This window comes from Bacillus sp. AR13-1 (genome assembly GCF_008042285.1).
GTDB classification, from domain to species: Bacteria; Bacillota; Bacilli; order Bacillales; family Bacillaceae_G; genus Bacillus_A; species Bacillus_A mycoides.
This window is the reverse complement of the sequence record NZ_QNUA01000017.1, coordinates 1-24586: the sequence shown is the minus strand read 5'-3', so window position 1 is coordinate 24586 and position 24586 is coordinate 1. Positions and strand designations below refer to the sequence as shown.

Below are 24586 nucleotides of genomic sequence, written 5' to 3'. Positions count from 1 at the left end.
GGCAACCGTGTTAAAGGCGATAGCGGCTCTCAAAGCGGTAACGCAAAAGATAATGCAACAAAACAAGGCAATAAATTGCCTAATACTGCAACGCATTATCCTGCATCTATTTTAATTGGTCTTTCGACATTCCTAATTGGTGTGTTACTATTTATTCGTCGTAAAAACGCAAAATAAAAAAATCATCCTTCCATCTAAAAATACATGAAACAGATTATAAAGTGAAACTTTAATCAGTGGGGATTTTGTTCATCCCCCACTGATTATTAACCTTCACCAATCGGGCTTTTACGGGCAGCAGGGCTCCCACCTAACTTCTTTGCTCCAGCCGAATTTTGAAGTGGGAGTTTTACTGCCTGACAAATAGCGGGATAAAACTAAAAAGGACTTTGATTGCATTTTATTATGCAATCAAAGTCCTTTTTGCCATCTAGTAGAAAGAGCATTAATACGCTTTTCCCCAATACACCATCTGCTTCGCTTTTTTACTACAGCAAATACATTCGTCAGCTAAACTTTCTTGTTCGAACGGAATACAACGTGAAGATACTCCAACTTCTTCTTTTAATTTTTCTTCACAAGCTAGTTCTCCACACCACATCGCTTTAATAAATCCTTGCTTTTCATCAGCCGCTTTTTTCATCTCTTCGAAATTCGTCACACTATACGTATTCTCATCGCGAAATACTTTTGCTTTGCTAAATAAAGAATGGTGAATTTCCTCAAGTAGTACTGGAATGCGTTCTTCTAATTGATCCATTGATATAAACTCTTTTTCTTTCGTATCTCGCCTTACAAGTACAACTTGATTCTTTTCAATATCCTTTGGACCAACTTCTAATCTAATTGGAACACCCTTCATTTCATACTCATTAAATTTCCAGCCAGGTGTTTTATTGCTAGCATCTATTTTTACACGTGCAACCTTCTGAATACGTCCGTGCAACTCTGTTGCTTTTTCTAACACACCTTCTTTGTGCTGAGCAATAGGAACGATAACAACTTGTACTGGAGCGACTTTTGGCGGCATTACAAGTCCGTTATTATCGCTATGAACCATAATAAGTCCACCTATCATTCTTGTTGATACACCCCAAGATGTTTGATGTACGTATTGCCATTTACCGTTACGGTCTAAAAACTTAATATCAAATGCTTCAGAGAAATTCGTTCCAAAGTTATGAGATGTTCCTGTTTGAAGTGCTTTTCCATCATGCATTAAACTTTCAATCGTATAAGTTGCCTTCGCTCCTGCAAACTTTTCTTTTTCTGTTTTTTGCCCTTTAATAACCGGAATCGCTAAATACTCTTCACAAAAAGCAGCATATAGATTTAAAATATTTAATGTTTCAATTTGAGATTCTTCTGCCGTTTCATGAATCGTATGACCTTCTTGCCATAAAAATTCAGTTGTACGAAGGAATGGTCTCGTCGTCTTCTCCCAACGAACTACTGAACACCACTGGTTATATAACTTTGGTAAATCATTATATGATTGAACAATTTTTGAAAAATGCTCACAGAATAGAGTTTCAGATGTAGGACGTATACAAAGTCTTTCCGCCAATTTCTCATCTCCGCCATGAGTAACCCATGCTACTTCAGGAGCAAATCCTTCAACATGATCTTTCTCTTTTTGTAATAAACTCTCTGGAATAAACATTGGCATGTACACATTTTCATGACCAGATTCTTTTAATTTTTCATCCATCACTTTCTGCATATTTTCCCATAATGCATAACCGTATGGACGTAAAATCATACAACCTTTCACACTTGAATAATCAACAAGCTCCGCTTTTTTTACAATATCGGTATACCACTGAGCAAAGTCTTCTTCCATTTTCGTAATGGCTTGTACTTGTTCTTTTACCATAGTTATTCTTCCTCCTTTAGAAAATAGAAAAAGCCCGCGTCCCCAAATAGGGACCGAGCTTTGTCGGCGTTACCACCCTGATTCATACACAAAAAAATTGAGTATGCTCTCTTTTTGATAACGGGAATTTCCCGCTGCATATGCAGAACTCAAAGGTAGGTTCCATATCGCCTCTTTAAGAATCTTCCAGCCAAAAGGATTCTCTCTCTGCCAAAAGGTAAGACATGTACTATTCCTTTTTCATCGTTATAACAAAATAAATTTGTTGAATATCATAATATAAATTTTATTTCAAAACAAGAGCCAATTTTCTTATTTTTATACATTATTTTCAATTATCACTGTTTTATACGTAACTTTTCCGAACTATTTTTACAAGTTGATGAGCAACCATACCAATTAGTGTACCAATTAAAACGAAGAAACAAATAAATCCGTATCCCATTCCTTCCCAACCACCAATAGCGATCATTGTTACAGGAAAGAAAGCTAAACAAAGAAGTACTAAACTAAGTGCAAATATAATATCAAACTGTTTGTCTGGAAAACGTTTCTTTAGTAAATATGACATAAAAAATACAAGGGGAACGGTGACTCCACCAATGATGTAAAAGATACCAAATCCATCTAGCCAATCCATAGTATTCCCTCCTTCCATTCATTCCCTTATACTTATTATATGTTTAATTTTTCTGAAAATAAATAACGAAATTTTATTCAAAAATATATTTTTATTACCAGGTATTAATAGTAATATATAAGAATAGGTTTTATATAATCAGGAGGGAAACTTTATGGATAAAGCATTAACAAATCGCGTCATTATTTTATCTTTTGACTGCTTATCAGCTTTAGATTTTCCTATATTACAAAAACTACCTAATTTCCAAACTTTAATAAAAAGGGGCGCAATTGCGAAAAAAGTGGAGCCAATTTATCCTTCTGTAACATATCCAAGCCACTCAACAATCGTAACCGGTAATTATCCTAATAAGCATGGCGTTGTCAGCAATACATTACTTCAACCAGGACGTGAGTCACCAGATTGGCATTGGTACCGAAAGTCCATTAACGGGACAACTTTATATGATGAAGCACGCAAAGCAAATTTAACGACAGCAGCCCTTCTATGGCCTGTTACTGGAAGAGCAAATATCGATTACAATTTACCAGAAATTTTTCCAAATAGACCGTGGCAAAATCAAATTTTAGTTTCATTATTTAGCGGTAGCCCGCTATATCAATTAGATTTAAATCGTCGTTTCGGCCATATACGAAATGGATTGTCACAGCCTGAGCTTGATAATTTCGTCCTTGCTTCTGCCGTACATACAATTCAGACGAAAAAGCCTAATGTTATGTTTGTACATTTTACTGATTTAGATACTCAAAGACATTACCATGGCTTCGAGTCTGAGGAAACAGTAGCTGCAATCCACAGACACGACGAACGCCTCGGAAAAATTATCCATACATTAAAAGAAAGTGGTATATACGAAGAAAGTACAATTATTGCACTTGGTGACCATAGCGCTTTAAGTGAAAACAAAGCAATCCAATTAAATGTCCTATTCTGTCAAAAAGGGCTTATATCCGTAAATAAACGTGGAAAAATACACGATTGGAAAGCTTATTGCCAAAGCTGTGATGGATCTGCCTACGTACATGTAAAGGATAAAAATGATACTGAAACGATTAAAGAGATTCAACTTCTTCTTGAAGAGCTTCTTCAGGATAAACAAAATGGAATTGAATTTATTCTGCACGATGAAGATGCAAAAGAACGTGGCGCTGATGGTAATTGCTTATTTATGCTAGAGGCCATGGAAGGTTATTACTTCATTGAAAATTATACAGGTGATTTCATAAAAGAAATTAATAAAGAAGATGTTAATTCTAGTAAGAAATATACATTTGGAACACATGGATATTCCCCAACAAAACCTAACTATGAAACAATTTTTATGGCTGCTGGGAAAGGCATTCAAAGCGGCGTTACAATTCCGTATATGAGACTGATTGATGAAGGTCCGACTATCGCTAGGTTACTCGGTTTGCACTTAGGTGAAACAGACGGCGCAATTGTAGAGGATTTACTTCGATTGTAAAGAACTGTGTATATATGTAAAAGTTATGTAAAAATCATCACTGTTTCTCTTTTTATAATTTTTATTTTTGTACACTGTTAGTAGAACAAATTTAAGGGGGAACATTATATGAAAAAAATGTCCAGACAAGAAAAAAGCTGGATATTGTACGATTGGGCGAACTCGGTATATTCGCTCGTCATTACAACTGCATTATTTCCAATTTACTTTAAAGCAGCTGCAAAAGAAGCTGGACTATCTGGCGCAACTTCAACAGCCTATTGGGGATATGCAAACTCGGTCGCTACACTTTTAATTTCTATACTCGCTCCTATTCTCGGCACAGTTGCTGATTATAAGGGATTTAAAAAACGATTTTTCACATTCTTCTTTGGACTCGGTATCGTATTTACAAGTATGCTAGCAATTGTTCCAACATCTCAGTGGTACTTATTACTAGGATGCTATATGCTCGCATTAGTTGGCTTTGCTGGAGCAAATATTTTTTATGATGCATTTCTAGTAGATGTTACCTCTGGAGATAGAATGGACCGAATTTCTACGCGAGGTTTTGCATTAGGTTACATTGGGAGCACAATTCCTTTTATCGGTTGTATTGCTCTTATTATTCTTGCTCAAAAAGGAACTATCCCCTTATCAGTCGGAATTGCTAGTCAAATTTCCTTTGCAATAACAGCTCTTTGGTGGGGACTATTTACGATACCAATGCTAAAAAATGTAGAGCAAACACACTATATTGAACGTCATCCAAGACCAATTGCAATGAGCTTCAAGCGCCTTGCTAATACGTTTAAAAATATTAAAGAATATAAAACTGTATTTATGTTCCTAATAGCTTACTTTTTCTACATTGATGGGGTAGATACAATTATCACTATGTCTACTGCTTACGGAACAGATCTCGGTATTAGTGCAACCAATCTATTAATCATCTTATTTGTAACACAAATTGTCGCTTGTCCATTTGCTTTATTATATGGAAAACTATCGGAAACATTTACCGGTAAAAAAATGCTATATGTCGGCATTATCATTTATATCATTATTTGCACATATGCTTATTTCTTAAAAACGACGTTTGATTTCTGGATTTTAGCAATGTTAGTTGCTACTTCTCAGGGCGGGATTCAAGCACTTAGCCGTTCTTATTTCGCAAAACTAGTACCGAAAGAATCTGCAAATGAATTCTTCGGATTTTATAATATCTTTGGTAAATTCGCAGCAATTATGGGTCCGGTATTAGTAGGTGTCACAACACAATTAACAGGAAAAACAAACGCTGGTGTCCTTAGTATTATTGTCCTATTTATTATCGGTGGATTCTTATTAACTAGAGTACCTGAAAATGATACGTCCGTTACACCACCTAATCCGAAAACTAAAACAATATAAGAGAAAGATCCCCTTCACACAAGAAGGGGATCTTTCTCTTATATTTTTAACGATAACGCCCTACAATTAAAACCTCTAAAGCTTGTACAAAAATAGTTTATCGACAGTTGTTCCTAATACTTCTGCTAACCGGAATGCTAGTGCTAAGCTTGGATCATATTTATTATTCTCAATTGCATTTATCGTCTGTCTTGATACGTTACACTTATCCGCTAATGCACCTTGTGAAATATTATTTGCAGTGCGCAATTCATAGATTTGATTTTTCACACCGTTTCTCCTAACCTGTAAAATCGTTTTTACATCATCAGTATATAGTTGGGGCATGTCATTGTCAAAAGATTGCCACAAGAAAAGGGAGCAATTCTGCTCCCTTACAATAGCTATTTCGAAACTAATCAATTCGTCATTTCCTCTCGATTCACAATATCTTCTTTCTTTATTTGCATACGTAAAACCGGACCTATCGCAAATAAAATAAGTGCCATTGCTATACAAAATACAGTAACTAGTGAGGTCATCTCCTTCAATCCTCCAGCTAGTGAAGTTCCAATTAACATTGCCCCCATGAACAGTGGTAAAATCGTTCCATTTACTCTGCCAATCATATTTTCTGGTACAAGTTGAATCATAAGCGTACCGACAACGATATTGACACAGGCTAAACAAATACCTGTTCCAAATCTCATGAAACTAGTAATCCAAAATGATGTAGATAACCCTTCTACTAAAAATGACATCGCTAATATGCTCATACCGAATACAAACATCTTTTTCGGATTCACTTTTGAAGCGAAAACTGCAGCAACAATACCACCAATTAACATACCGATTCCATCAGCTGCGGCTAAATATTGAACGGCTTCTTTTTCCATTCCAAGCCGTTCTATTACAAGAAACACTTCTAATGGATTCGTTAGTCCAACAGCTAAGCCCATAATGGTGAAAGTGATCGTAATCATACGTAAATTTTTCGTATGAAGAACGTATTTCCAACCTTCTTTTATATCATTTTTTAATGAACCTCTCGCCACTTGCTCTTGTTCCACCCATTTTGGTAAAAATGAAAGAGCGATAGCAGATAACAAAAATAAAATAATTAAGCTATATAGTGACGTAAATAAACCAAGTTGTGTGTACACAAGCGATCCTACCACTGGTCCAAAAATCATAAATAGCGACTGTAATGTTTGATTAAATGCAATCGCATTTGCTACCTGTTCTTCTTTTACATAGCGTTTAAATATACGCGAAGATGATGGCTGAGAAAACTGACCTACAATCGCGGAAATGAGTGTTGCAAAAAATATAGCCTGCCAATAATCCAGCTTTAACAACAAGACAATTCCTACAATAGACAGTACACTTAATACATCTCCAGCAACCATCGTTCTTTTCGGATTCCAGCGATCAGCTAGCGCCCCACCGATAAACGAGAAAATAAAAATAGGTGCATATTCCATAACCGATAATAAAGAAACTGAAACTGGATCATTATTCGTTCGCTCCATTATGAAATACAAAAGAGCCATATTTCTGATCCAAATTGCAAATTGTTGTAAAATATCAGATGCCATAACGAGCATAAATGCTCGGTTTTTAAATAAAGCGTTCATTTTCATTCCCCTTTCATAAACCGACCGTTCGGTCTAATTTATTTTGTAAGAAAGGAAACTGACCTATTATTCAGCTGCCATTCCTTTTAACAATACATCTATTGCCTTTTTATAAATACGTTTCAGCTCTTTATAATCTAACTCGTAGTAAAGTACTCCAAGCCCCGATAATAATCCATTCACAATATACATAAGATCACGCGTATCATCTTCTTGAAACTCTCCAGACTGTATACCTGCTTCAATTAATTTCTCAACCATAACATATGATTCTCTAGTTAAAGCTAACAGTTCATCCAGAATTTCTTTACTTACAACTTGGCTCATAGAGAATTCCTCTATTGCATTTGAAATGGGTTGCTGTATGTCCTCTACATAATATTCCGCGAGACCATATAGTTTTTCAGTACTAGTACTATACAACTTCTCTTTTTCATTCCATTTTTCAAGCCAATCATACGTATGCTGTTTCACTACAAATAAAAATAATTCTTCTTTACTTTTAAAGTGATAATAAATGCTTCCTTTACTTCTCTCTGTAATTTCACAAATCTCTTCCATAGATGTAGCTGCATAGCCCTTCTGTGAAAACAGACTTTCTGCTTTATAGGCAATTTCTTTCTTTATCTCTTCTGCGCTTCTTCTCATATTCACACCTCTTTAAACCGACCGTTCAGTCTAATAATAACAAATAAAAAACCTCTATCGCAAGAGGCTATACTCCTTATTTAAGAAAACGTACTTTCAAACCACATTCGAATCATATGTATTATTCCAAATTTAAATCCTCATTTAGTAAGAAATACGGTTCCCTTTTCATTTCCCCTAGCATGTTAAAAATATTTAATCAAACGTTTGTTTAACTGTTTTTATGCATATGTAAGCCAACTAATCAAACGTTTGTTTAAAAAGAAATACGCCCCCTATAAGGCGTATTCTCATCAATCACCACCGCCTCCACCACCGCAGCTACCTCCACTATCTCCACCAAAAGAACCTCCGCAATCATGTGAACCTCCATCGTGCGAGCTATCATTATCCGATCCAGCAAAGAAAAATAATGGTGATGAGCTGTTGGATGAATTATGAATGTTATTTTGTTTTGTAAGATTTACCTTCTTTTTGTTTGATCGAACTGCTGTTACGATCGTTCCAACTACAACAAATAATAGTATGACAATAATAAATTCCATATAAAAGCCTCCCTTAATCTTCGAATAATTGAATGGTTCTCTCTAAATTTTCAAGTGAAATGAAGCGCGATTCACGAAGGATCTCTTTTCCATTATAAAATAATAAAACTGTTGGCCCTGTAAATACTGCATATCGCCCCGCAATCTCTTGCATGTCTTGTAGTAATATTTCTACTTTCTCTACGTAATCATAATTCTCTAATACGCAATTTACTTTTCTTAACATAACATCACAAACACCACAATTTTCCGTTTTAATAAACAGCAGTACTAATTGTTGTCCTTCAATATATGTCGCTAATTCTTCTATCGTTTCAAATGTATTCATCTTATCCCTCTTAGCGTAATTTACGAAATACTTTACCCTGATACATACGAAAAGCTGAACTATCTTTAATCTTTCTCTTTTCCATTACCTGCTGAAAACGCAGCGTTTTTGCTGTTAACTCTTCTTGTAATTCTTTTCTCTCTACTTCATCATAACAGCACGCAATTAAGTCTTCTATTTTTAATATATCTTTTTGTAGTTCCATTTCTGGTGGAATCATACCTGCATTTTTCAAGATTTTATAACTCATTCTAAGTTCTGGAGGTACCATTGAAAGGTCTTCTAATTGTAGTGGTTTTCCTTTCCCCGGAATATGATCGAGATCACCATTCCGTATTGCTTGTCGAATTTTTTCTTCAGCAATGTTCAAAAAGACATCCACACCATTCGCTCCTTTACATATTTTTACTATTATTTTACATGATATTTTCTCATCTTGCTACGCTATTACAAATTGACTTTATACAATTTTTTCTCAAATTTAATTACAAGGAGCCTTTTCCTCCCTAATCAATATTTTATTTTCATGTGTAGTCTGTATTAGAGCCATTTAATATTGAGAAAATCTTTGTGAATCCAATAAAGCGTTTACACCAAATCTTGCATTTGCTACGATTTAATCACCCCCAGCTCCCTTGTATAGACTTCGTGATGTCTGATCATTTTTATCTAGACGTTTCATACGTCTAGATTCACTTTGGTTTATTGGCGCATGCCTTTAAATATATCTTTTATTTTGAAAGGAGAAATGACTATGAGATCAAAAAACTTCACGCTGCTATTACTATCCCTACTACTTTTCTTACCTCTTTTTCTCACAAACTTTATTACTCCAAATTTCGCATTAGCAGATTCACCAAAGCAAGGTCAAAAAATTGTTGGGTATTTTCCTTCATGGGGCGTTTACGGACGTAATTATCAAGTTGCAGACATTGATGCATCAAAGCTAACTCATTTAAACTATGCTTTCGCTGATATTTGCTGGAATGGAAAACATGGAAACCCTTCTACTCACCCCGATAATCCAAATAAACAAACGTGGAACTGTAAAGAATCTGGTGTACCACTGCAAAATAAAGAGGTCCCTAATGGCACTCTCGTACTCGGTGAACCATGGGCTGATGTCACAAAATCTTATCCGGGATCGGGTACAACTTGGGAAGATTGTGATAAATATGCCCGCTGTGGAAATTTCGGAGAACTGAAACGATTAAAAGCTAAGTATCCTCACTTAAAAACAATTATTTCAGTTGGTGGCTGGACTTGGTCTAACCGCTTTTCTGATATGGCCGCTGATGAAAAAACAAGAAAAGTGTTCGCTGAATCTACAGTAGCTTTTCTTCGCGAATATGGATTTGACGGCGTTGATTTAGACTGGGAATACCCGGGTGTTGAAACGATTCCTGGTGGTAGTTATCGTCCTGAAGATAAACAAAACTTCACCCTTCTGCTTCAAGATGTTCGAAATGCATTAACGAAAGCTGGTGCAGAAGATGGTAAACAATATTTACTAACAATCGCGTCAGGTGCAAGCCAACGTTATGCGGATCATACAGAGCTAAAGAAGATTTCTCAAATACTGGATTGGATTAATATTATGACATACGATTTCCACGGTGGATGGGAAGCTACTTCTAACCATAATGCTGCACTATACAAAGATCCAAATGACCCCGCAGCGGATACGAAATTTTACGTAGATGGTGCGATAGACATTTATACAAATGAAGGGGTTCCAGCGGATAAACTCGTATTAGGTGTACCTTTTTACGGACGTGGATGGAAAAGTTGCGGAAAAGAAAATAATGGGCAATACCAACCTTGTAAACCAGGTAGTGACGGAAAGCTCGCTTCTAAAGGTACTTGGGATGATTATTCTACCGGTGACACAGGTGTGTACGATTATGGTGATTTAGCATCTAATTATGTGAATAAAAATGGTTTTGTTCGCGGATGGAACGATGTAGCGAAAGTACCTTATTTATATAATGCGACTACAGGAACCTTTATTAGCTATGATGACAATGAATCTATGAAATATAAAACAGACTATATAAAGACAAAGGGTTTAAGTGGCGCAATGTTTTGGGAACTAAGCGGGGATTGCCGTACAAGTCCAAAATATAGTTGTAGTGGACCAAAATTACTTGATACGCTAGTAAAAGAATTACTTGGTGGACCTATTACTCAAAAAGATACTGAACCACCAACAAACGTAAAAAATATTGCTGTTACAAATAAAAATTCAAACTCAGTTCAATTAAACTGGACTGCATCTACTGATAACGTAGGCGTTACTGAATATGAAATTACTGCCGGAGAAGAGAAATGGAGTACAACAACAAATAGCATTACAATTAAAAACTTGAAACCTAATACAGAATACACATTTTCAGGATTAGCAAAAGATGCTGCTGGTAACAAATCACAACCTACTTCTATTCTTATAAAAACAGATGATGCTAACACAACACCTCCTGGTGGAAATGGCAATGCTACCTTTTCAGTCACTTCAAATTGGGGAAGTGGTTACAACTTCTCAATTATAATTAAAAATAGCGGAACGACCCCTGTTAAAAACTGGAAATTAGAATTTGATTATAACGGCAATTTAACACAAGTTTGGGATTCTAAAATTAGTAGTAAAATAAATAATCATTACGTAATTACGAATGCAGGATGGAATGGTGAAATTCCTCCTGGTGGATCAGTTACAATCGGAGGGGCAGGAACAGGCAATCCCGCCGAACTTGTAAATGCATCCATTAACGAAAACTAAACGTAACCTCCATTAATTATTTCACTAAAGTTTGAATTTAGGTTTGAGTGCTCTATCCTAAATTCAAACTTTTAATTTTATGAAAAATCACAATTTATATTATAATAACCTATTATAATTATATTTAGTTTCTAATATGAAGTTCGCGTGAAGTTCATCTGAATTTTACATGAATTTCCTTTAAGTTCTATTGTCTTCCCATACTAATCACATTATCCTTTACATATAGGAATCATTTCCATTCCATTTCAAACTATCTATATATATAAAAAAGATAGTAGCCTATTAGGGAAAGGCATCTAGTATTATTATAAATATAACCAAAGAAAAAGAACTCTTATGGTGCGCTTATAAGCGCACCATAAGAGTTCTTTTTCATACAATTCTCATTTGAGAGTTCTCGAAAATCATGTTAATCACAAAGAAAAGGCATTAACTCATAAAAGCTAATGCCTTTTCTTTGTGATTATTGTTAAACGTTCCATTTTTCGATATTCCATATTTTCGTTATCCATGCTTCATAGAAAGAGGGCTCATGTGAAACAATTAAAACTGTACCTTTATATTGTTTTAACGCTTCCTGTAAATCCGTCTTAGTCTCTGTATCCAAATGGTTAGTTGGTTCATCTAAAATTAAAACATTGCTTTTAGTTACGATAAGTTCGCATAATCGTACTTTTGTTTGTTCTCCTCCACTTAATAACTGGATAGGTTTTAATACATGTTCTTCTTTCAATCCGCACTTTGCTAATGCTTGTCGGATTTCTTTTCTTGTCATATCTGGTCTCCCTGCCCATACTCTTTCTAGTGCAGTTATTTCTGAGGAAAATTCCTCTTGTGCAAAATAAGCGGGTTTTACTCGTTCCCCAACAGAAACTGAGCCGCCTAACGGTTTTATTTGTCCTAGTAATGTTTTTAACATTGTTGTTTTTCCAATCCCATTATGACCAATAATCGCAATCTTTTCCCCTTTTTTCACTTGAAAATCCAATTCCGGAAATAACGGTTCACCATAACCAATTTTCAGTTTCTCTACCTGTAATATACGACTCACTGGCTCAGTATAAACATTAAAATCAAAACGGGCGCGAGGTACATCGTTAACCTTTTCAACCTTTTTCATTTTCTCTAATACTTTTTCACGACTTTTCGCTTGTTTCGCTTTACGAATTTTATTTTTTTGAATAAAACCCTCTAAATGTACAATTTCTTTTTGTTGTTTCGCATACGCCGCTTGTAATTGTTTCCTTTGTAATTGATAACTTTGCAAAAAGGTTTCATAATCTCCCGCATAGCGCTTAACCTTTCGTTCTTCTAGATGATAAATAACATTCGTAATATTGTTCAAAAATATTTCATCATGCGAAATGATAATATAAGCTTTTTCATACATTTGTAAATATGATTGCAACCATTCTATATGTGCTGTATCTAAATAGTTAGTTGGCTCATCTAATAATAAAACATCCGCTTTTTCTAAAAGGAGTTTCCCAAGTAACAACTTTGTCCGCTGACCACCACTTAACTTTGAAACATCCTTTTCCAATCCTATTTCAAACAAGCCTAAGCCTGTTGCTACTTCCTCAATTTCTGTATGAATTTGATAAAAATTAGAATTCTCCAATATAGTTTGTAACTCTCCATACCTTACTAACAATTTCGCTACTTCTCCTGCTCCAGCCATCTCTTCTGTAAGTTTTAACATGTCACGTTCCAACTCATACAGGTTAGAAAACGCACTTTGCAAGTATTCTTCAATTGTTATGCCTTCTTGTAAATCTATATGCTGTTGCAAAAAGCCAATCTTCACATGTGGAAACCATTCAATTTTCCCATCATCATGTATAAGTTCTCCCGTTAACAAGCGTAATAATGTTGATTTTCCAATTCCATTTTTCCCTACTAGCCCAACATGTTCGCCCTTTAATAATCGAAAGCACGTATTATATAAAATGGTTTTCTCACCATATGAATGACTTACATTTTCTACTGTTAATATACTCATCTTTTCTCTCTCCTTTTCTTATGATCCATAAGCTAAATAGAGAGAACAACAGTATAAAGCCTTATTTAGTTATACATATAAAAATGGGTAAGGTGAATACACCTTACCCATTACATATTATCGTAAGAAAGGATTAAGGTTCTTTACCTGCTGTCTTCAATTTAGCTTCATCTTTAAAAATGGGCAGACTTCTCCCGTATCAAGCTAAAACCATTTGAAGAACAGTTGATAAAGTCATTTTATCCTTTCACTCCTTTAACGTTTGTTATATTAAGAGTATAAATCACTCTGTTATATTCTATTCTCTATTTTTTCTTTTGTTCCTTCTTCCAATTTATCCGATGTTAATGAACCCACTATTTCCCCTATAGATTTCATCTTTCTCCTTCAATAGAAAAAAGCCTCTTAACAGCAATTATACAAAAAACTGTTAAAAGACTTTTTTCTATTTTTTCATGTAAGGAGCCAATACTCTTAAAATTTCTTCCTTATCCTTCTTTAACTCAAGAGATGTTAACATATCCATCGTTCGCGGCCTAGGTAATTCCACTTGGACCTCGCCAACTATTGATGCTGGTCTTTGAGATAAAATAAATACGCGATCAGAAAGTAAAATTGCCTCATCTAAGTCATGTGTAACCATAACAATTGTTTGCTTTTCTTGATGCCAAGAATTTAAAAGCCAACTGTGTACTTCCATTTTTGTAAATGCATCTAATTTTCCAAAAGGCTCATCCAGCAGCATAATTGGCTTTTCACATAAATACGTACGAAGGAAACTAATTCTTTGACGCATTCCACCTGATAACTCATCTGGATAATGATCTGCGTATTCATCTAGCTCAAATTGCTTTAATGCTTCCATTCCTTCTGTCAGCCTTTGTCTTTTAGGCTTCCCTTCGATTTCCAATGGAAGAACGATATTTTGCAAAGCCGATCGCCACGGTAGTAATAAATCTTGTTGCGGCATATAACTAACAACATCTTGTTTTTTTACATACTCCTCGTTATAAAACACTTCTCCGCTCGTTGGCTCTTCAACACTTGCAATCATATTTAACAATGTACTTTTTCCACAACCACTCGGACCTACAAAAGAGACAAACTCTCCCTCTTGTATAGACGCACTAATATTTGCTAATACATTCTTTCCATCGAAAGCTTTTACAATATCTTTTATTTGTAATCCACTCATTTTTCACTTGGAAGGAATTCATTTGTAAAGGCATCTTTTACATCGATTTTCTTTTTAATAACTTTGTTGTCATATAAGAAATTCATGTAATTCGTCCAAATCTCTTCCTTCTGTACTCCCCACGCTTTTGCATCATCTTGATACTTTGTACTTAACCACTTTTGGCTTTCTTGTACTAATTCTTTATTCACATCTGGAACAGCTTTAATTAAAATATCCGCAGCTTCTTTCGGTTCTTTAATTGCAAAATCATAACCTTCTGTCGTTGCCGTCATAAATTTTTTCACAAAATCTTTATCTTGCTTCGTATGTTTTTCACTTGTTATAATAACAGGACTATAGAAATCAAGCGCTGGATCTAAGTCTTTTACCATAATTGTATTTAACTCTTTTCCTTGACGCTTCGCTTCAATTCCATCCCATCCATAATAAATCCATTCAAAGTCTGCATCACGACCGATTGATTTAAAGAAATCTGTTTGTCCAAGAATAATTTTTTCAACTTTATTAAAATCAGCTTGATGTTTCTCCATAATCGTCTTTAACGTCGCTTCTTCTGCTGGTCCCCCCCAGCCGCCATAACGTTTACCTTCAAAATCTTTCGGTGACGTCATATTATCTTTTTTTAGAGATGCAAAAGCAGAGGTATTATGCTGAATAATTGCACCAACAGAAACAACTGGGATTCCTTCAACACGAGCTAATGTTACATTTTCTTGTGCGCTTATCGCAAAGTCTGCTTTCCCAGAAGCAATCATCTGCTCTGCCGTTACATTATCACCAGGCTGGATAATTTCTACATCAAGCCCTTGCTTTTTGTAATAATCTTTCGTTTGCGCTACATATAAGCCAGTATGATTCGTATTTGGAAACCAATCTAAAACGACTTTTACTTTTTTATCTTTACTTGAACTTTCTTCTTTCTTCGCCGGATTACATCCAGTAACAGTTACTGCTAATAATGCAGCTAACATAATTTTTAAACCTTTTTTCATTTTCTGCCGCCCTTTCTGTATATCCATGGTGCTGTTATTCTTGCCATAAATTCAACAATAAAGTACAGACATAATGTCACCATGACGATAATCGCTGCAACACCAAATACTCGAGCCGTTAAAAAGGATTTTGTTGCTCTTGTAAGCATAACTCCTAATCCTTCGCTGGCACCAAGCCATTCCCCAATAATCGCCCCCATCACACTATATGTAACAGCAATTTTTAAACCTGAGAAGAAGTATGGGAGTACTGCTGGAAACTTTACTTTCTGGTAAACTTGCCATTTCGTTGCCTTCATTGTTTGTAACAGTTTCAGCATATTTTTATCTACCGTTTGGAAACCTTCTAAAATGCTAAGCGCAATTGGGAAGAAACAAACAAGAATAACAACCATTACTTTTGGCAACATTCCGTATCCAAACCAAATAATAAATAATGGTGCGAGCACAACGATTGGAATTGTTTGCGAAATAACGAGCAATGGATTCATTAAAATCCGAAATAAAGGGATGACATCCATAATGATAGCAATACTCGTCCCAAGTAAAATTGCAAAAAACAACCCAATTATTACTTCCTGTAACGTTTGCACTGTATTCGGTAATAGTAAATCTTTCATTCCAATTAACTCTTGCACAATTGCAGACGGCTTCGGTAAAATCCACGGCTCAATTTTAAATAATGAAACAGATCCTTCCCATATAGCAATGAGAAGGATAAGCCAAATTGTTGTGATTATTTTAGATCGCTTCTGGTTTTGCATATTCATCACGGTACTTCCAAACTTTTTCGTCAATCGTTACGCCTGTACTTGGACGATAGTGAATTTTAATAGAAGTGATTACTTCTTCTGCTCCAGCATCGACGCAAGCTTGTTGCGCGCGTTTAATGACGTCAAGAAGTACATCTAATTCTCCTTCCAACGTTGTTTCCATTGCCCCTACTTCATAACGAACTCCCGACTGTTGTACAACTTCAATTGCTTTATCAACAACGGAATACACATCTTTGTTCTTCGCTTGTGGTACTACTGAAAATGAAATTGTAACTTGTTGTGACATAATAAAATCCCCCTTACAAAATATGGTTTCAAAAAAAGAAAAGGCTTTCCTACCATGTAGGAAAGCCTTGTATACAAGTTATTCTATAATAACTTATGCTACATCACTTTAAAGTAACTCCCTACGCTGGCATTATCCAGATCAGGTTGAGGGTCGATGTATACTTACATCCTCTCAGCCAATTGGCTCCCCGGTTCTTAATTCGTTTTCATTGTAGCATGATTTATTTTATTGAACAAACAAAAGCATGCATAATCACTTCATTTAACTTTTGAATTCCCCAATTAACTCTTGTAACTCCTGTGAAAGCCAACTTAAAGAACTAGCTAATTCAGCAATATCTTGTACAGACATTTCCTGTTCTTTCATACTTTCTTGAACATTACTACTACTATTCGCATACTTATTTGCGATAAGTGATAGTTCATTTACAACACGAACAATATTTTGGCTATTTTGCAATATATCACTTGAATTGCTAGAAACAGCTCTAACTTGATTGGTAACAGTTTGTGCTGATTTCGAAATTTTTTCAAAGAAAGCACCACTACTTTCAACAAGTTTAATTCCTGATTCTACTTCTTTTGAAGCTTTTTGCATTGAAACAACAGCTTCTTCCGTTCCAGCTTGTGTTTCCCCAATTAATTTTGCTATATCTTTTGCTGATGCTTCCGTCTGCTCTGCTAATTTACGCACTTCATCAGCAACAACGGCAAATCCCTCTCCAGTTTCCTCAGCACGTGAAGCTTCAATAGTAGCATGTAAAGCTAGCGAATTAGTTTGATTTGAAATACCTGTAATTTCAGTTACAATATCACTAATTTCTTTTGATCTTGCTTCCAAAGAATAAATAATAGAAGATAAATCTTGTACTGCATTTTGTATTATGTTCATTTGATTAATCGCCTGTTTAATAACACCATTTCCTTTTCCTGAATGATGCTCTATACCTTCAGACTCTTTCGCCATTTGTTTTGCAGCATTCGTTATCTCTTCCATCTTATCTTCCATTTCATATACAATACCTAAATACTGTGGTACTGAAGTTTCTTGTGACTGGGCGCCAGCTCTTAACTCAACCATAGAACTTACGATTTCTTGAACTGCCATGCTATTCTCTTTCGTACTCACTGACAATTCTTTTGAAGATGAGGAAACCTGTTCTGCTGTCTGCTTCACTTTATCTATAATTCCTTTAAACTTCTCGATGGTATTATTAAAATACGCATTAATAATACCAATATCATCTGGTCTTTCCTCTAATTTAATACTTAAATCACCTTCACCGACTTTGCGCAACCCTTCACGTAAATCCCGCAATGGAGCAAGTGCGTTACGTACGATTAAGAATTGAATAACAGTTGCAATTAAAACAGAAATACAAATAAACATTAAACCTTGTATAATGAATTTTCCCTTTGTAATAGGAACAATAGAGGCATCTACATCGGCTGCAACAATTGCCACAATATTATCTTCTCCATCTTTAATTGGCTCTAATATCGTTACCCATGATCCTAATGCGTCTTCATATACTACTGTCATGTTTGCTTTTTTCGTGCTCATTACCTTATCATATGCTTTCATCCAAAGATCTGGTTGTTTATAATAGTCCCCTGGCTTTACTTCAACAACATTTGCTAAGTCTGTAGACAAGTCGACGATTTGTAACTCACCTTTTTCATTTTCTTTTGCTCCAACAATATACGTTTGTCCAACACTGTTCAATTCTTCCGTTGATTCATCTAATTTCTCTGTTAACTTCTCTCTCTTTTCTCTTTCTGCCGTTGGATTTTTTGCAACATCTCTCACTATTTCTGCGTCTAATTTATGTAATACCGTATCTCCTGTTTCAAAAGAATGCCTTTCAAATATAGACATCATACTATTTTGAAACATGTTAAAACTTAACGCCCCCATACTACCAACAAGCGTCAAAATAACTAATACAGTTAACAATACATTTTTTTGAAGAAATGATAGCTTGCGCCAATACTTTCCCATTAACATCACCTTTCTAAATTAACTTAGTATAAAGTAAAACTATTAAAATATAAACCTCATCAATAAATGATAACAATTCTCATTTGTTTACAAATAAAAAAAAGACCAATGAAAAAGCATTGGTCAAAACCAACCCTATCCGTCCGGTAACTGGCTAGCATAGTCATTTGACCTTAGCCCCTGTAGTTTTGCGCCCTCATGTTTCCATCAGTTTGCCTTTCTCGCTGAACGAGTTGAACGATATGGGAGTTCTATGAGAATTTAAATATTCTCTTTCACAGATTACAACATAAAAATTAAAATGTCCACTTATTTAGAGATTTAAATATAAAGTTTTAATGTATTATTTTTTCGAAATAATTTAACAAAGTTCGTGAATGTTACATTTCTTGTGTTATATAATAAAAAACGTATACAACACAAGGATTATTCCGGATATTAATTTAATTTTCTTTCAAATTAAATTATTCGAATATATCTTAACTTACGAATTTCGGAGGTAGTTTATCATGTTTTGGCTACAATTTCTTACGTTACTACTCTGCATTTTTATTGGTGCACGCTTAGGCGGAGTTGGTCTAGGAGTAATGGGTGGCGTTGGTATGGCAATACTTGTTTTCGTCTTCCACTTACAACCTACAGCTCCTCCTATTGATGTAATGCTTATGATTTTAGCAGTAATTACAGCTGCCGGTGCTTTGCAAGCTGCTGGAGGAATGGATTACCTTGTCTACCTTGCTGAGAAAGCATTACGAAAAAATCCAAAGCGTATTACATTTTTTGCTCCTATTGTTACTTATTTATTCACGCTATGCGCGGGAACTGGTCATGTCGCTTATTCTGTACTTCCCGTTATCGCCGAAGTATCTCGCGAATCAGGAATTAGACCTGAACGACCAATGTCAATTGCCGTTATCGCTTCCCAGCAGGCAATTACAGCTAGTCCAATATCGGCTGCAACAGTTGCACTTTTAGCAATGTTAGCCGACTATAAAATCACCTTGTTAGATATTTTAAAAGTCAGTATCCCTTCTACTTTTATTGCTTGTATGGTAGCTGCATTCGTTGCTAGTAAAATGGGAAAAGAATTAAATGAAGACCCTGAATACTTGAAGCGATTAAAAGAGGGAATGATCCCTAAACTTGAAGAGAAAAAAGAATTTGCGGGTGTAAAAGGCGCTAAATTATCAGTTATCCTTTTCCTAGTAGGAACTTTCCTTGTCGTACTTCTTGGTTCATTTGAAGCCCTTCGTCCGGGATGGATGGTTGACGGGAAGTTAGCTCGTCTTTCCATGCCAAACACAATTGAAATGGTCATGTTAACCATTGCTGCTCTCATTATTATTTTCTGTAAACCAAATGTGGAAAGCATTGTAACTGGTAACGTCTTTAAAGCAGGCGCAACAGCAGTTGTTGCTATTTTTGGTATCGCTTGGATGGGAGATACTTTCTTCAACGGAAACTTAAATATAATTCAAGGATCAATTCAACACTTAGTGACAAGTGCACCATGGCTATTTGCTATTGCACTATTCATTCTATCTATTTTACTGTATAGCCAAGCAGCAACAGTTCGTGCTTTAGTGCCACTCGGACTATCACTTGGTATTCCGCCGGCATTACTTATTGCGATGTTCCCTGCAGTAAATGGATATTTCTTCATTCCAAACTACGGGACAATCGTTGCTGCAATTAACTTTGACCGTACTGGTACAACAGGAATTGGTAAATATGTTTTAAATCATAGCTTTATGATTCCTGGCCTGATCGCAACCTTTACTTCTATCGGAATTGGAATGCTCTTAATTTCAATTATGTTTTAAATAAAAGCACAAACCTGCAATTTTAAAGGGTTTGTGCTTTTTTAATCAAACGTTTGTTTAAATAAACGAAACAACTTTTTTGCAACTCTACAAACTCTTATTTACTTCCTCAGCTAATTTCTTCGTACTTTCATGCGCAGATTCAGCTAAGCTAATCGCTGAAATAACTGAAACACCATTCGCTCCCGCTTCTATAACAGAAGCTGTATTTTCAATTGTAATACCGCCAATCCCAACGATCGGTATTGTAATCTCTTGTTCCCTAAAATACTTTAGACCTTTCGTTCCTTGAACCGCTTTCGTATCTTTTTTCGTACTCGTCGGGAAAATTGGACCAACTCCTAAATAATCGGCTCCATTTTCAATCGCCCAGCGTGCTTCTTCAATTGTATGTGTAGATACTCCAATAATTTTATCTCCCATTTTTTTACGAACAGATGTAATTCCTTCATCATCTTGTCCAACATGCACGCCATCTGCATCTAACTCGAGGGCTAGTTCCACATCATCATTTACGATGAATGGTACACCGTACTCCTTGCAAAGCGCTTGTAGTTCTTTCGCAAAATCAATACGTTTCTCTCCCGTTAAAGCCCCTTCTCCCTTTTCACGAAGTTGAAAAATTGTTATACCACCTTCTAGTGCATCTCTCAATACTTGTAGTGGCTCCTTCGTACAATTGTTACTTCCCATAATAAAATATACTGGTAATAACCTAGACATTTCAGCCTTTGTAATACGCGGCATCTAGTTCCCCTCCTTACTATATAAGCTCAATCTTTCCATACTTCTCAATATCATCTGAAGTTGTATTCGCTAACTGATTTAAAAATTCAATTTGAAAGCTTCCTGGTCCATTCTCTACTGTTTTCGAAGCCGCTACTTCTGCTGCTACTCCATAGAATGTTAATGCGGCTACTGCTGCCTTTACATAATCCTTTTCTACCGCTACAAATGCTCCTATTACAGAAGTTAGTAAACAACCTGTTCCAGTAACTTTCGTTAAAATAGGATGGCCATTTCGAATAAGAATAGTTCGCTCTCCATCTGTAACAACATCTTCTTGTCCAGTAATTATCGCAACTGTATTTAATTCATCCGCTGCCTGTTTTGCAATATTTACAACATTACCGTTTCCAGTACCAGCATCTACACCTTTAATTTCCCATTTCTCATTAATAACGTTAGCTATTTCAGCCGCATTTCCGCGGATAACAGCTAAATCGATTTCAGCTGGAATATATCTCGCAACTTCTGTTCGATAAGAAGTTGCTCCTGCCCCAACTGGATCAAACAATACTGGTACATCATTCTTATTTGCTGATTTACCAGCAAGTAACATCGCTTCTACCTCTTCAGGACGAAGTGTACCCATATTTAAAACAAGGGCTCCCGCAATGCTAGCCATTTCTGCTACTTCTTCTTTTGCATACGCCATTACAGGTGATGCTCCTAATGCTAACAAACCGTTTGCTGTAAAATTTGTTACAACAACATTTGTAATATTATGCACGAGTGGATTAGACTCTCTCACCAAATCCACTACTTTACTAATTTCTTTCATATTCATCCTTTTCATCTCCTAACTATAGTAATGGGAGATACACAAAAAGGCACTTTGCGCGTACGCAAAGTGCCTGAACATGTGCTTTTACACTCTCCCTACGCTGGCATTATCCAACAGGTTCAAATGGTCAATGACGGACTAGTCATACTCTCAGTTTGCATCCACAAACTCCCATGTGTTTATTATTCATCTACTTCAAAGTCTACTCTTATTCTAGTAAAATAACAAGTTCTTTACTTTTATAGAATGATAGAGATCAGAACTCTCCTGGTTCAACCATTCTTCGCCTTTATATAAGTAAAACTCTCACACGTATATTTCACCACAAATAACTCAAACCGTCAGCAAGACTGAATAGAACAAAGATGTATGCTATATTTAACGTATGGAAATTTGAAAGGATGTTTTTAAATATGGCAAAAAGTATTGTAATTGCTGAAAAACCTTCTGTTGCACGTGATATCGCACGTGTACTGAAATGTGATAAAAAAGGGAACGGCTATCTTGAAGGTAGTAAATATATTGTTACTTGGGCTTTAGGTCATCTCGTTACATTAGCTGATCCAGAAAGCTATGATGTGAAATATAAACAGTGGAATTTAGAAGATTTACCAATGCTACCGGAGCGTTTAAAACTAACCGTTATTAAACAAACAGGGAAACAGTTTAACGCTGTAAAAAGTCAGCTTCTTAGAAAAGATGTAAATGAAATCATTATAGCTACTGACGCCGGTCGTGAGGGCGAGTTGGTCGCACGCTGGATTATCGATAAAGTTAAAATGCAGAAACCGATTAAACGTCTATGGATTTCATCTGTTACCGATAAAGCAATTAAAGATGGCTTCGCAAATTTAAAACCAGGAAAAGCATATGACAATCTATACGCTTCAGCGGTCGCACGTTCAGAGGCTGACTGGTATATCGGACTTAATGCGACTCGAGCATTAACTACTCGCTTTAATGCCCAACTAAATTGTGGTCGTGTTCAAACACCTACTGTAGCCATGATTGCAAGCCGTGAAGATGAAATCAAACATTTCAAAGCTCAAACTTACTATGGTATCGAAGCTCAAACAGCTGAGAGATTAAAGCTAACTTGGCAAGATACAAAAGGAAATAGCCGTAGCTTTAATAAAGAAAAAACTGATGCAATCGTGAACAAAATTAGTAAGCAAAATGCTACTGTTGTAGACATTGATAAAAAACAAAAGAAATCGTTCGCTCCTGGTCTTTACGATTTAACTGAGCTACAACGTGATGCGAATAAAATATTTGGTTACTCTGCGAAAGAAACATTAAACATTATGCAAAAATTATATGAACAACATAAAGTTTTAACGTACCCTCGTACAGATTCACGCTATATTTCATCTGATATTGTCGGAACACTTCCAGAGCGTCTGAAGGCTTGCGGAGTTGGAGAATACCGTCCTTTAGCACATAAAGTATTGCAGAAACCTGTAAAATCTAATAAATCATTTGTTGATGATAGTAAAGTAAGTGATCATCACGCAATTATCCCAACAGAGAGCTATGTAAACTTCTCAGCTTTCACAGATAAAGAACGTAAAATTTATGACTTAGTTGTAAAACGTTTCTTAGCTGTTTTATTCCCGGCCTTTGAATATGAACAACTAACATTGCGCACGAAAATTGGTGACGAAACGTTCATCGCACGCGGAAAAACGATTTTACATGCTGGTTGGAAAGAGGTTTATGCAAATCGATTTGAAGATGATGATGCAAGCGATGATGTAAAAGAACAAATCTTACCTCGCATCGAAAAAGGCGATACATTAAACATAAAACTAATTGTCCAAACATCAGGTCAAACGAAAGCACCTGCACGTTTTAATGAAGCAACATTACTTTCAGCGATGGAAAACCCAACAAAATACATGGATACGCAAAACAAACAACTTGCTGACACGTTAAAGTCAACTGGTGGATTAGGTACTGTAGCTACACGAGCTGATATTATCGACAAGTTATTCAATTCGTTCTTGCTTGAAAAACGTGGTAAAGATATTCACATTACTTCAAAAGGCCGTCAGTTACTTGATTTAGTGCCAGAAGAACTGAAATCTCCTACACTAACTGGTGAATGGGAGCAAAAGTTAGAAGCTATCGCTAAAGGAAAATTAAAGAAAGAAGTATTCATTTCAGAAATGAAGAACTATACGAAAGAAATTGTTGCTGAAATTAAATCGAGTGATAAGAAATATAAACACGACAACATTTCAACGAAGTCTTGTCCAGACTGTGGTAAACCAATGTTAGAAGTAAACGGTAAAAAAGGTAAAATGCTTGTATGCCAAGATCGCGAATGTGGTCACCGTAAAAATGTATCCCGCACTACAAATGCACGCTGTCCTCAGTGTAAAAAGAAACTAGAACTTCGTGGTGAAGGAGCAGGCCAAATTTTCGCATGTAAATGTGGCTATCGTGAGAAACTTTCTACATTCCAAGAGAGACGTAAAAAAGAATCCGGCAGCAAAGCTGATAAACGCGACGTTCAAAAATATATGAAACAGCAGAACAAAGAGGAAGAACCATTAAACAATCCATTCGCAGAAGCATTAAAGAAATTAAAATTTGATTAAATAAAAAGGTTCCTACCTCTATTGATATGATCCCCTTATA

Annotated in this window: 22 protein-coding genes, 3 riboswitches and 1 other annotated feature; of the genes, 6 read left to right on the top strand and 16 right to left on the bottom strand. The window is 35.7% G+C overall.

The window, feature by feature from the left end; genetic code table 11:
• Nucleotides 1–177, top strand: a 177-nt coding sequence (locus tag DN408_RS14545) for an LPXTG cell wall anchor domain-containing protein (RefSeq protein WP_141110072.1), incomplete at its 5' end; no start/stop codon positions are given.
• A 268-nt stretch (nt 178–445) separates the two neighbouring features.
• Here the strand turns inward: DN408_RS14545 and proS are convergent.
• Together proS and DN408_RS14535 are read right to left on the bottom strand one after the other, a co-directional pair.
• Entirely contained in the window at nt 446–1876 is a 1431-nt protein-coding gene (proS, locus tag DN408_RS14540) for a proline--tRNA ligase (protein WP_078179246.1), read from the bottom strand.
• Nucleotides 1877–1921: 45 nt separating this feature from the next.
• Nucleotides 1922–2129 (bottom strand) — a binding site (T-box leader).
• A 93-nt stretch (nt 2130–2222) separates the two neighbouring features.
• Nucleotides 2223–2516, bottom strand: a complete 294-nt coding sequence (locus tag DN408_RS14535; protein ID WP_147740221.1) for a YesK-like family protein — start codon at nt 2514–2516, stop codon at nt 2223–2225.
• A 154-nt stretch (nt 2517–2670) separates the two neighbouring features.
• Here DN408_RS14535 and DN408_RS14530 point away from each other — a divergent pair, with 154 nt between their 5' ends.
• Both DN408_RS14530 and DN408_RS14525 read left to right on the top strand, forming a co-directional pair.
• Nucleotides 2671–3984 (top strand): alkaline phosphatase family protein, encoded by a 1314-nt coding sequence (locus DN408_RS14530; protein ID WP_078179058.1) that lies wholly within the window; start codon nt 2671–2673, stop codon nt 3982–3984.
• A 108-nt stretch (nt 3985–4092) separates the two neighbouring features.
• Nucleotides 4093–5376, top strand: coding sequence for an MFS transporter (locus DN408_RS14525; protein ID WP_002169236.1), 1284 nt, complete (start codon nt 4093–4095; stop codon nt 5374–5376).
• A 75-nt stretch (nt 5377–5451) separates the two neighbouring features.
• On the opposite strand, the gene DN408_RS14520 is transcribed toward DN408_RS14525, so the two are convergent.
• The 6 genes from DN408_RS14520 to DN408_RS14490 all read right to left on the bottom strand — a co-directional run bounded on the left by DN408_RS14520 (nt 5452) and on the right by DN408_RS14490 (nt 8895).
• Nucleotides 5452–5703 (bottom strand): helix-turn-helix transcriptional regulator, encoded by a 252-nt coding sequence (locus DN408_RS14520; RefSeq protein WP_003187029.1) that lies wholly within the window; start codon nt 5701–5703, stop codon nt 5452–5454.
• Between the two features lie 71 nt (nt 5704–5774).
• Nucleotides 5775–6992, bottom strand: coding sequence for an MFS transporter (locus DN408_RS14515; RefSeq protein WP_002124988.1), 1218 nt, complete (start codon nt 6990–6992; stop codon nt 5775–5777).
• Between the two features lie 66 nt (nt 6993–7058).
• Nucleotides 7059–7640 carry a TetR/AcrR family transcriptional regulator gene (locus DN408_RS14510; protein WP_002124986.1) on the bottom strand — a complete coding sequence of 194 codons (582 nt, stop codon included), beginning with the start codon at nt 7638–7640 and terminating at the stop codon, nt 7059–7061.
• A gap of 293 nt (nt 7641–7933) precedes the next feature.
• Nucleotides 7934–8185 (bottom strand): hypothetical protein, encoded by a 252-nt coding sequence (locus tag DN408_RS14500; protein WP_000394370.1) that lies wholly within the window; start codon nt 8183–8185, stop codon nt 7934–7936.
• 13 nt (nt 8186–8198) lie between these two features.
• Entirely contained in the window at nt 8199–8513 is a 315-nt protein-coding gene (locus DN408_RS14495; RefSeq protein WP_002063639.1) for a thioredoxin family protein, read from the bottom strand.
• A 10-nt stretch (nt 8514–8523) separates the two neighbouring features.
• On the bottom strand, nt 8524–8895 hold the full coding sequence (locus DN408_RS14490; RefSeq protein ID WP_002010200.1) for a DnaJ family domain-containing protein: 372 nt from the start codon (nt 8893–8895) through the stop codon (nt 8524–8526).
• Nucleotides 8896–9267: 372 nt separating this feature from the next.
• On the opposite strand from DN408_RS14490, the gene DN408_RS14485 reads away from it, so the two are divergent.
• On the top strand, nt 9268–11292 hold the full coding sequence (locus DN408_RS14485) for a glycosyl hydrolase family 18 protein (RefSeq protein WP_078179057.1): 2025 nt from the start codon (nt 9268–9270) through the stop codon (nt 11290–11292).
• Between the two features lie 472 nt (nt 11293–11764).
• Here the strand turns inward: DN408_RS14485 and DN408_RS14480 are convergent, their stop codons facing one another.
• The 6 genes from DN408_RS14480 to DN408_RS14455 form a co-directional block, all read right to left on the bottom strand.
• Nucleotides 11765–13297 carry an ABC-F family ATP-binding cassette domain-containing protein gene (locus tag DN408_RS14480; RefSeq protein WP_002167016.1) on the bottom strand — a complete coding sequence of 511 codons (1533 nt, stop codon included), beginning with the start codon at nt 13295–13297 and terminating at the stop codon, nt 11765–11767.
• Between the two features lie 445 nt (nt 13298–13742).
• Nucleotides 13743–14492: an ABC transporter ATP-binding protein gene (locus tag DN408_RS14475; RefSeq protein ID WP_002124980.1), complete on the bottom strand. Its 750-nt coding sequence runs from the start codon at nt 14490–14492 to the stop codon at nt 13743–13745.
• Nucleotides 14489–15487 (bottom strand): ABC transporter substrate-binding protein, encoded by a 999-nt coding sequence (locus DN408_RS14470; RefSeq protein ID WP_002186845.1) that lies wholly within the window; start codon nt 15485–15487, stop codon nt 14489–14491. The genes DN408_RS14475 and DN408_RS14470 overlap by 4 nt, the downstream gene beginning before the upstream one ends.
• The gene (locus DN408_RS14465) at nt 15484–16257 is read right to left on the bottom strand and encodes an ABC transporter permease (protein ID WP_002091231.1); all 774 of its coding nucleotides are present in this window, start codon (nt 16255–16257) and stop codon (nt 15484–15486) included. Before DN408_RS14465 ends, DN408_RS14470 begins: the two co-directional genes overlap by 4 nt.
• Nucleotides 16229–16549 (bottom strand): MTH1187 family thiamine-binding protein, encoded by a 321-nt coding sequence (locus tag DN408_RS14460; RefSeq protein ID WP_000082898.1) that lies wholly within the window; start codon nt 16547–16549, stop codon nt 16229–16231. The genes DN408_RS14465 and DN408_RS14460 overlap by 29 nt, the downstream gene beginning before the upstream one ends.
• Before the next feature lie 101 nt (nt 16550–16650).
• Nucleotides 16651–16752, bottom strand: a riboswitch (TPP riboswitch).
• 61 nt (nt 16753–16813) lie between these two features.
• Nucleotides 16814–18553 carry a methyl-accepting chemotaxis protein gene (locus tag DN408_RS14455; protein WP_002186840.1) on the bottom strand — a complete coding sequence of 580 codons (1740 nt, stop codon included), beginning with the start codon at nt 18551–18553 and terminating at the stop codon, nt 16814–16816.
• A gap of 142 nt (nt 18554–18695) precedes the next feature.
• Nucleotides 18696–18780: riboswitch (cyclic di-GMP riboswitch) on the bottom strand.
• 282 nt (nt 18781–19062) lie between these two features.
• Between DN408_RS14455 and DN408_RS14450 the strand changes: the two genes are divergently transcribed.
• The gene (locus tag DN408_RS14450) at nt 19063–20376 is read left to right on the top strand and encodes an anaerobic C4-dicarboxylate transporter family protein (RefSeq protein ID WP_002029556.1); all 1314 of its coding nucleotides are present in this window, start codon (nt 19063–19065) and stop codon (nt 20374–20376) included.
• Between the two features lie 87 nt (nt 20377–20463).
• Here the strand turns inward: DN408_RS14450 and thiE are convergent, their stop codons facing one another.
• Both thiE and thiM read right to left on the bottom strand, forming a co-directional pair.
• The gene (gene thiE, locus DN408_RS14445) at nt 20464–21123 is read right to left on the bottom strand and encodes a thiamine phosphate synthase (RefSeq protein WP_002186839.1); all 660 of its coding nucleotides are present in this window, start codon (nt 21121–21123) and stop codon (nt 20464–20466) included.
• A 16-nt stretch (nt 21124–21139) separates the two neighbouring features.
• Nucleotides 21140–21946, bottom strand: coding sequence for a hydroxyethylthiazole kinase (gene thiM / locus DN408_RS14440; protein ID WP_002186837.1), 807 nt, complete (start codon nt 21944–21946; stop codon nt 21140–21142).
• A gap of 72 nt (nt 21947–22018) precedes the next feature.
• Nucleotides 22019–22128, bottom strand: a riboswitch (TPP riboswitch).
• Nucleotides 22129–22356: 228 nt separating this feature from the next.
• On the opposite strand from thiM, the gene topB reads away from it, so the two are divergent.
• On the top strand, nt 22357–24546 hold the full coding sequence (topB, locus tag DN408_RS14435) for a DNA topoisomerase III (protein ID WP_002140241.1): 2190 nt from the start codon (nt 22357–22359) through the stop codon (nt 24544–24546).
• The last annotated feature ends 40 nt before the right edge of the window (nt 24547–24586 follow it).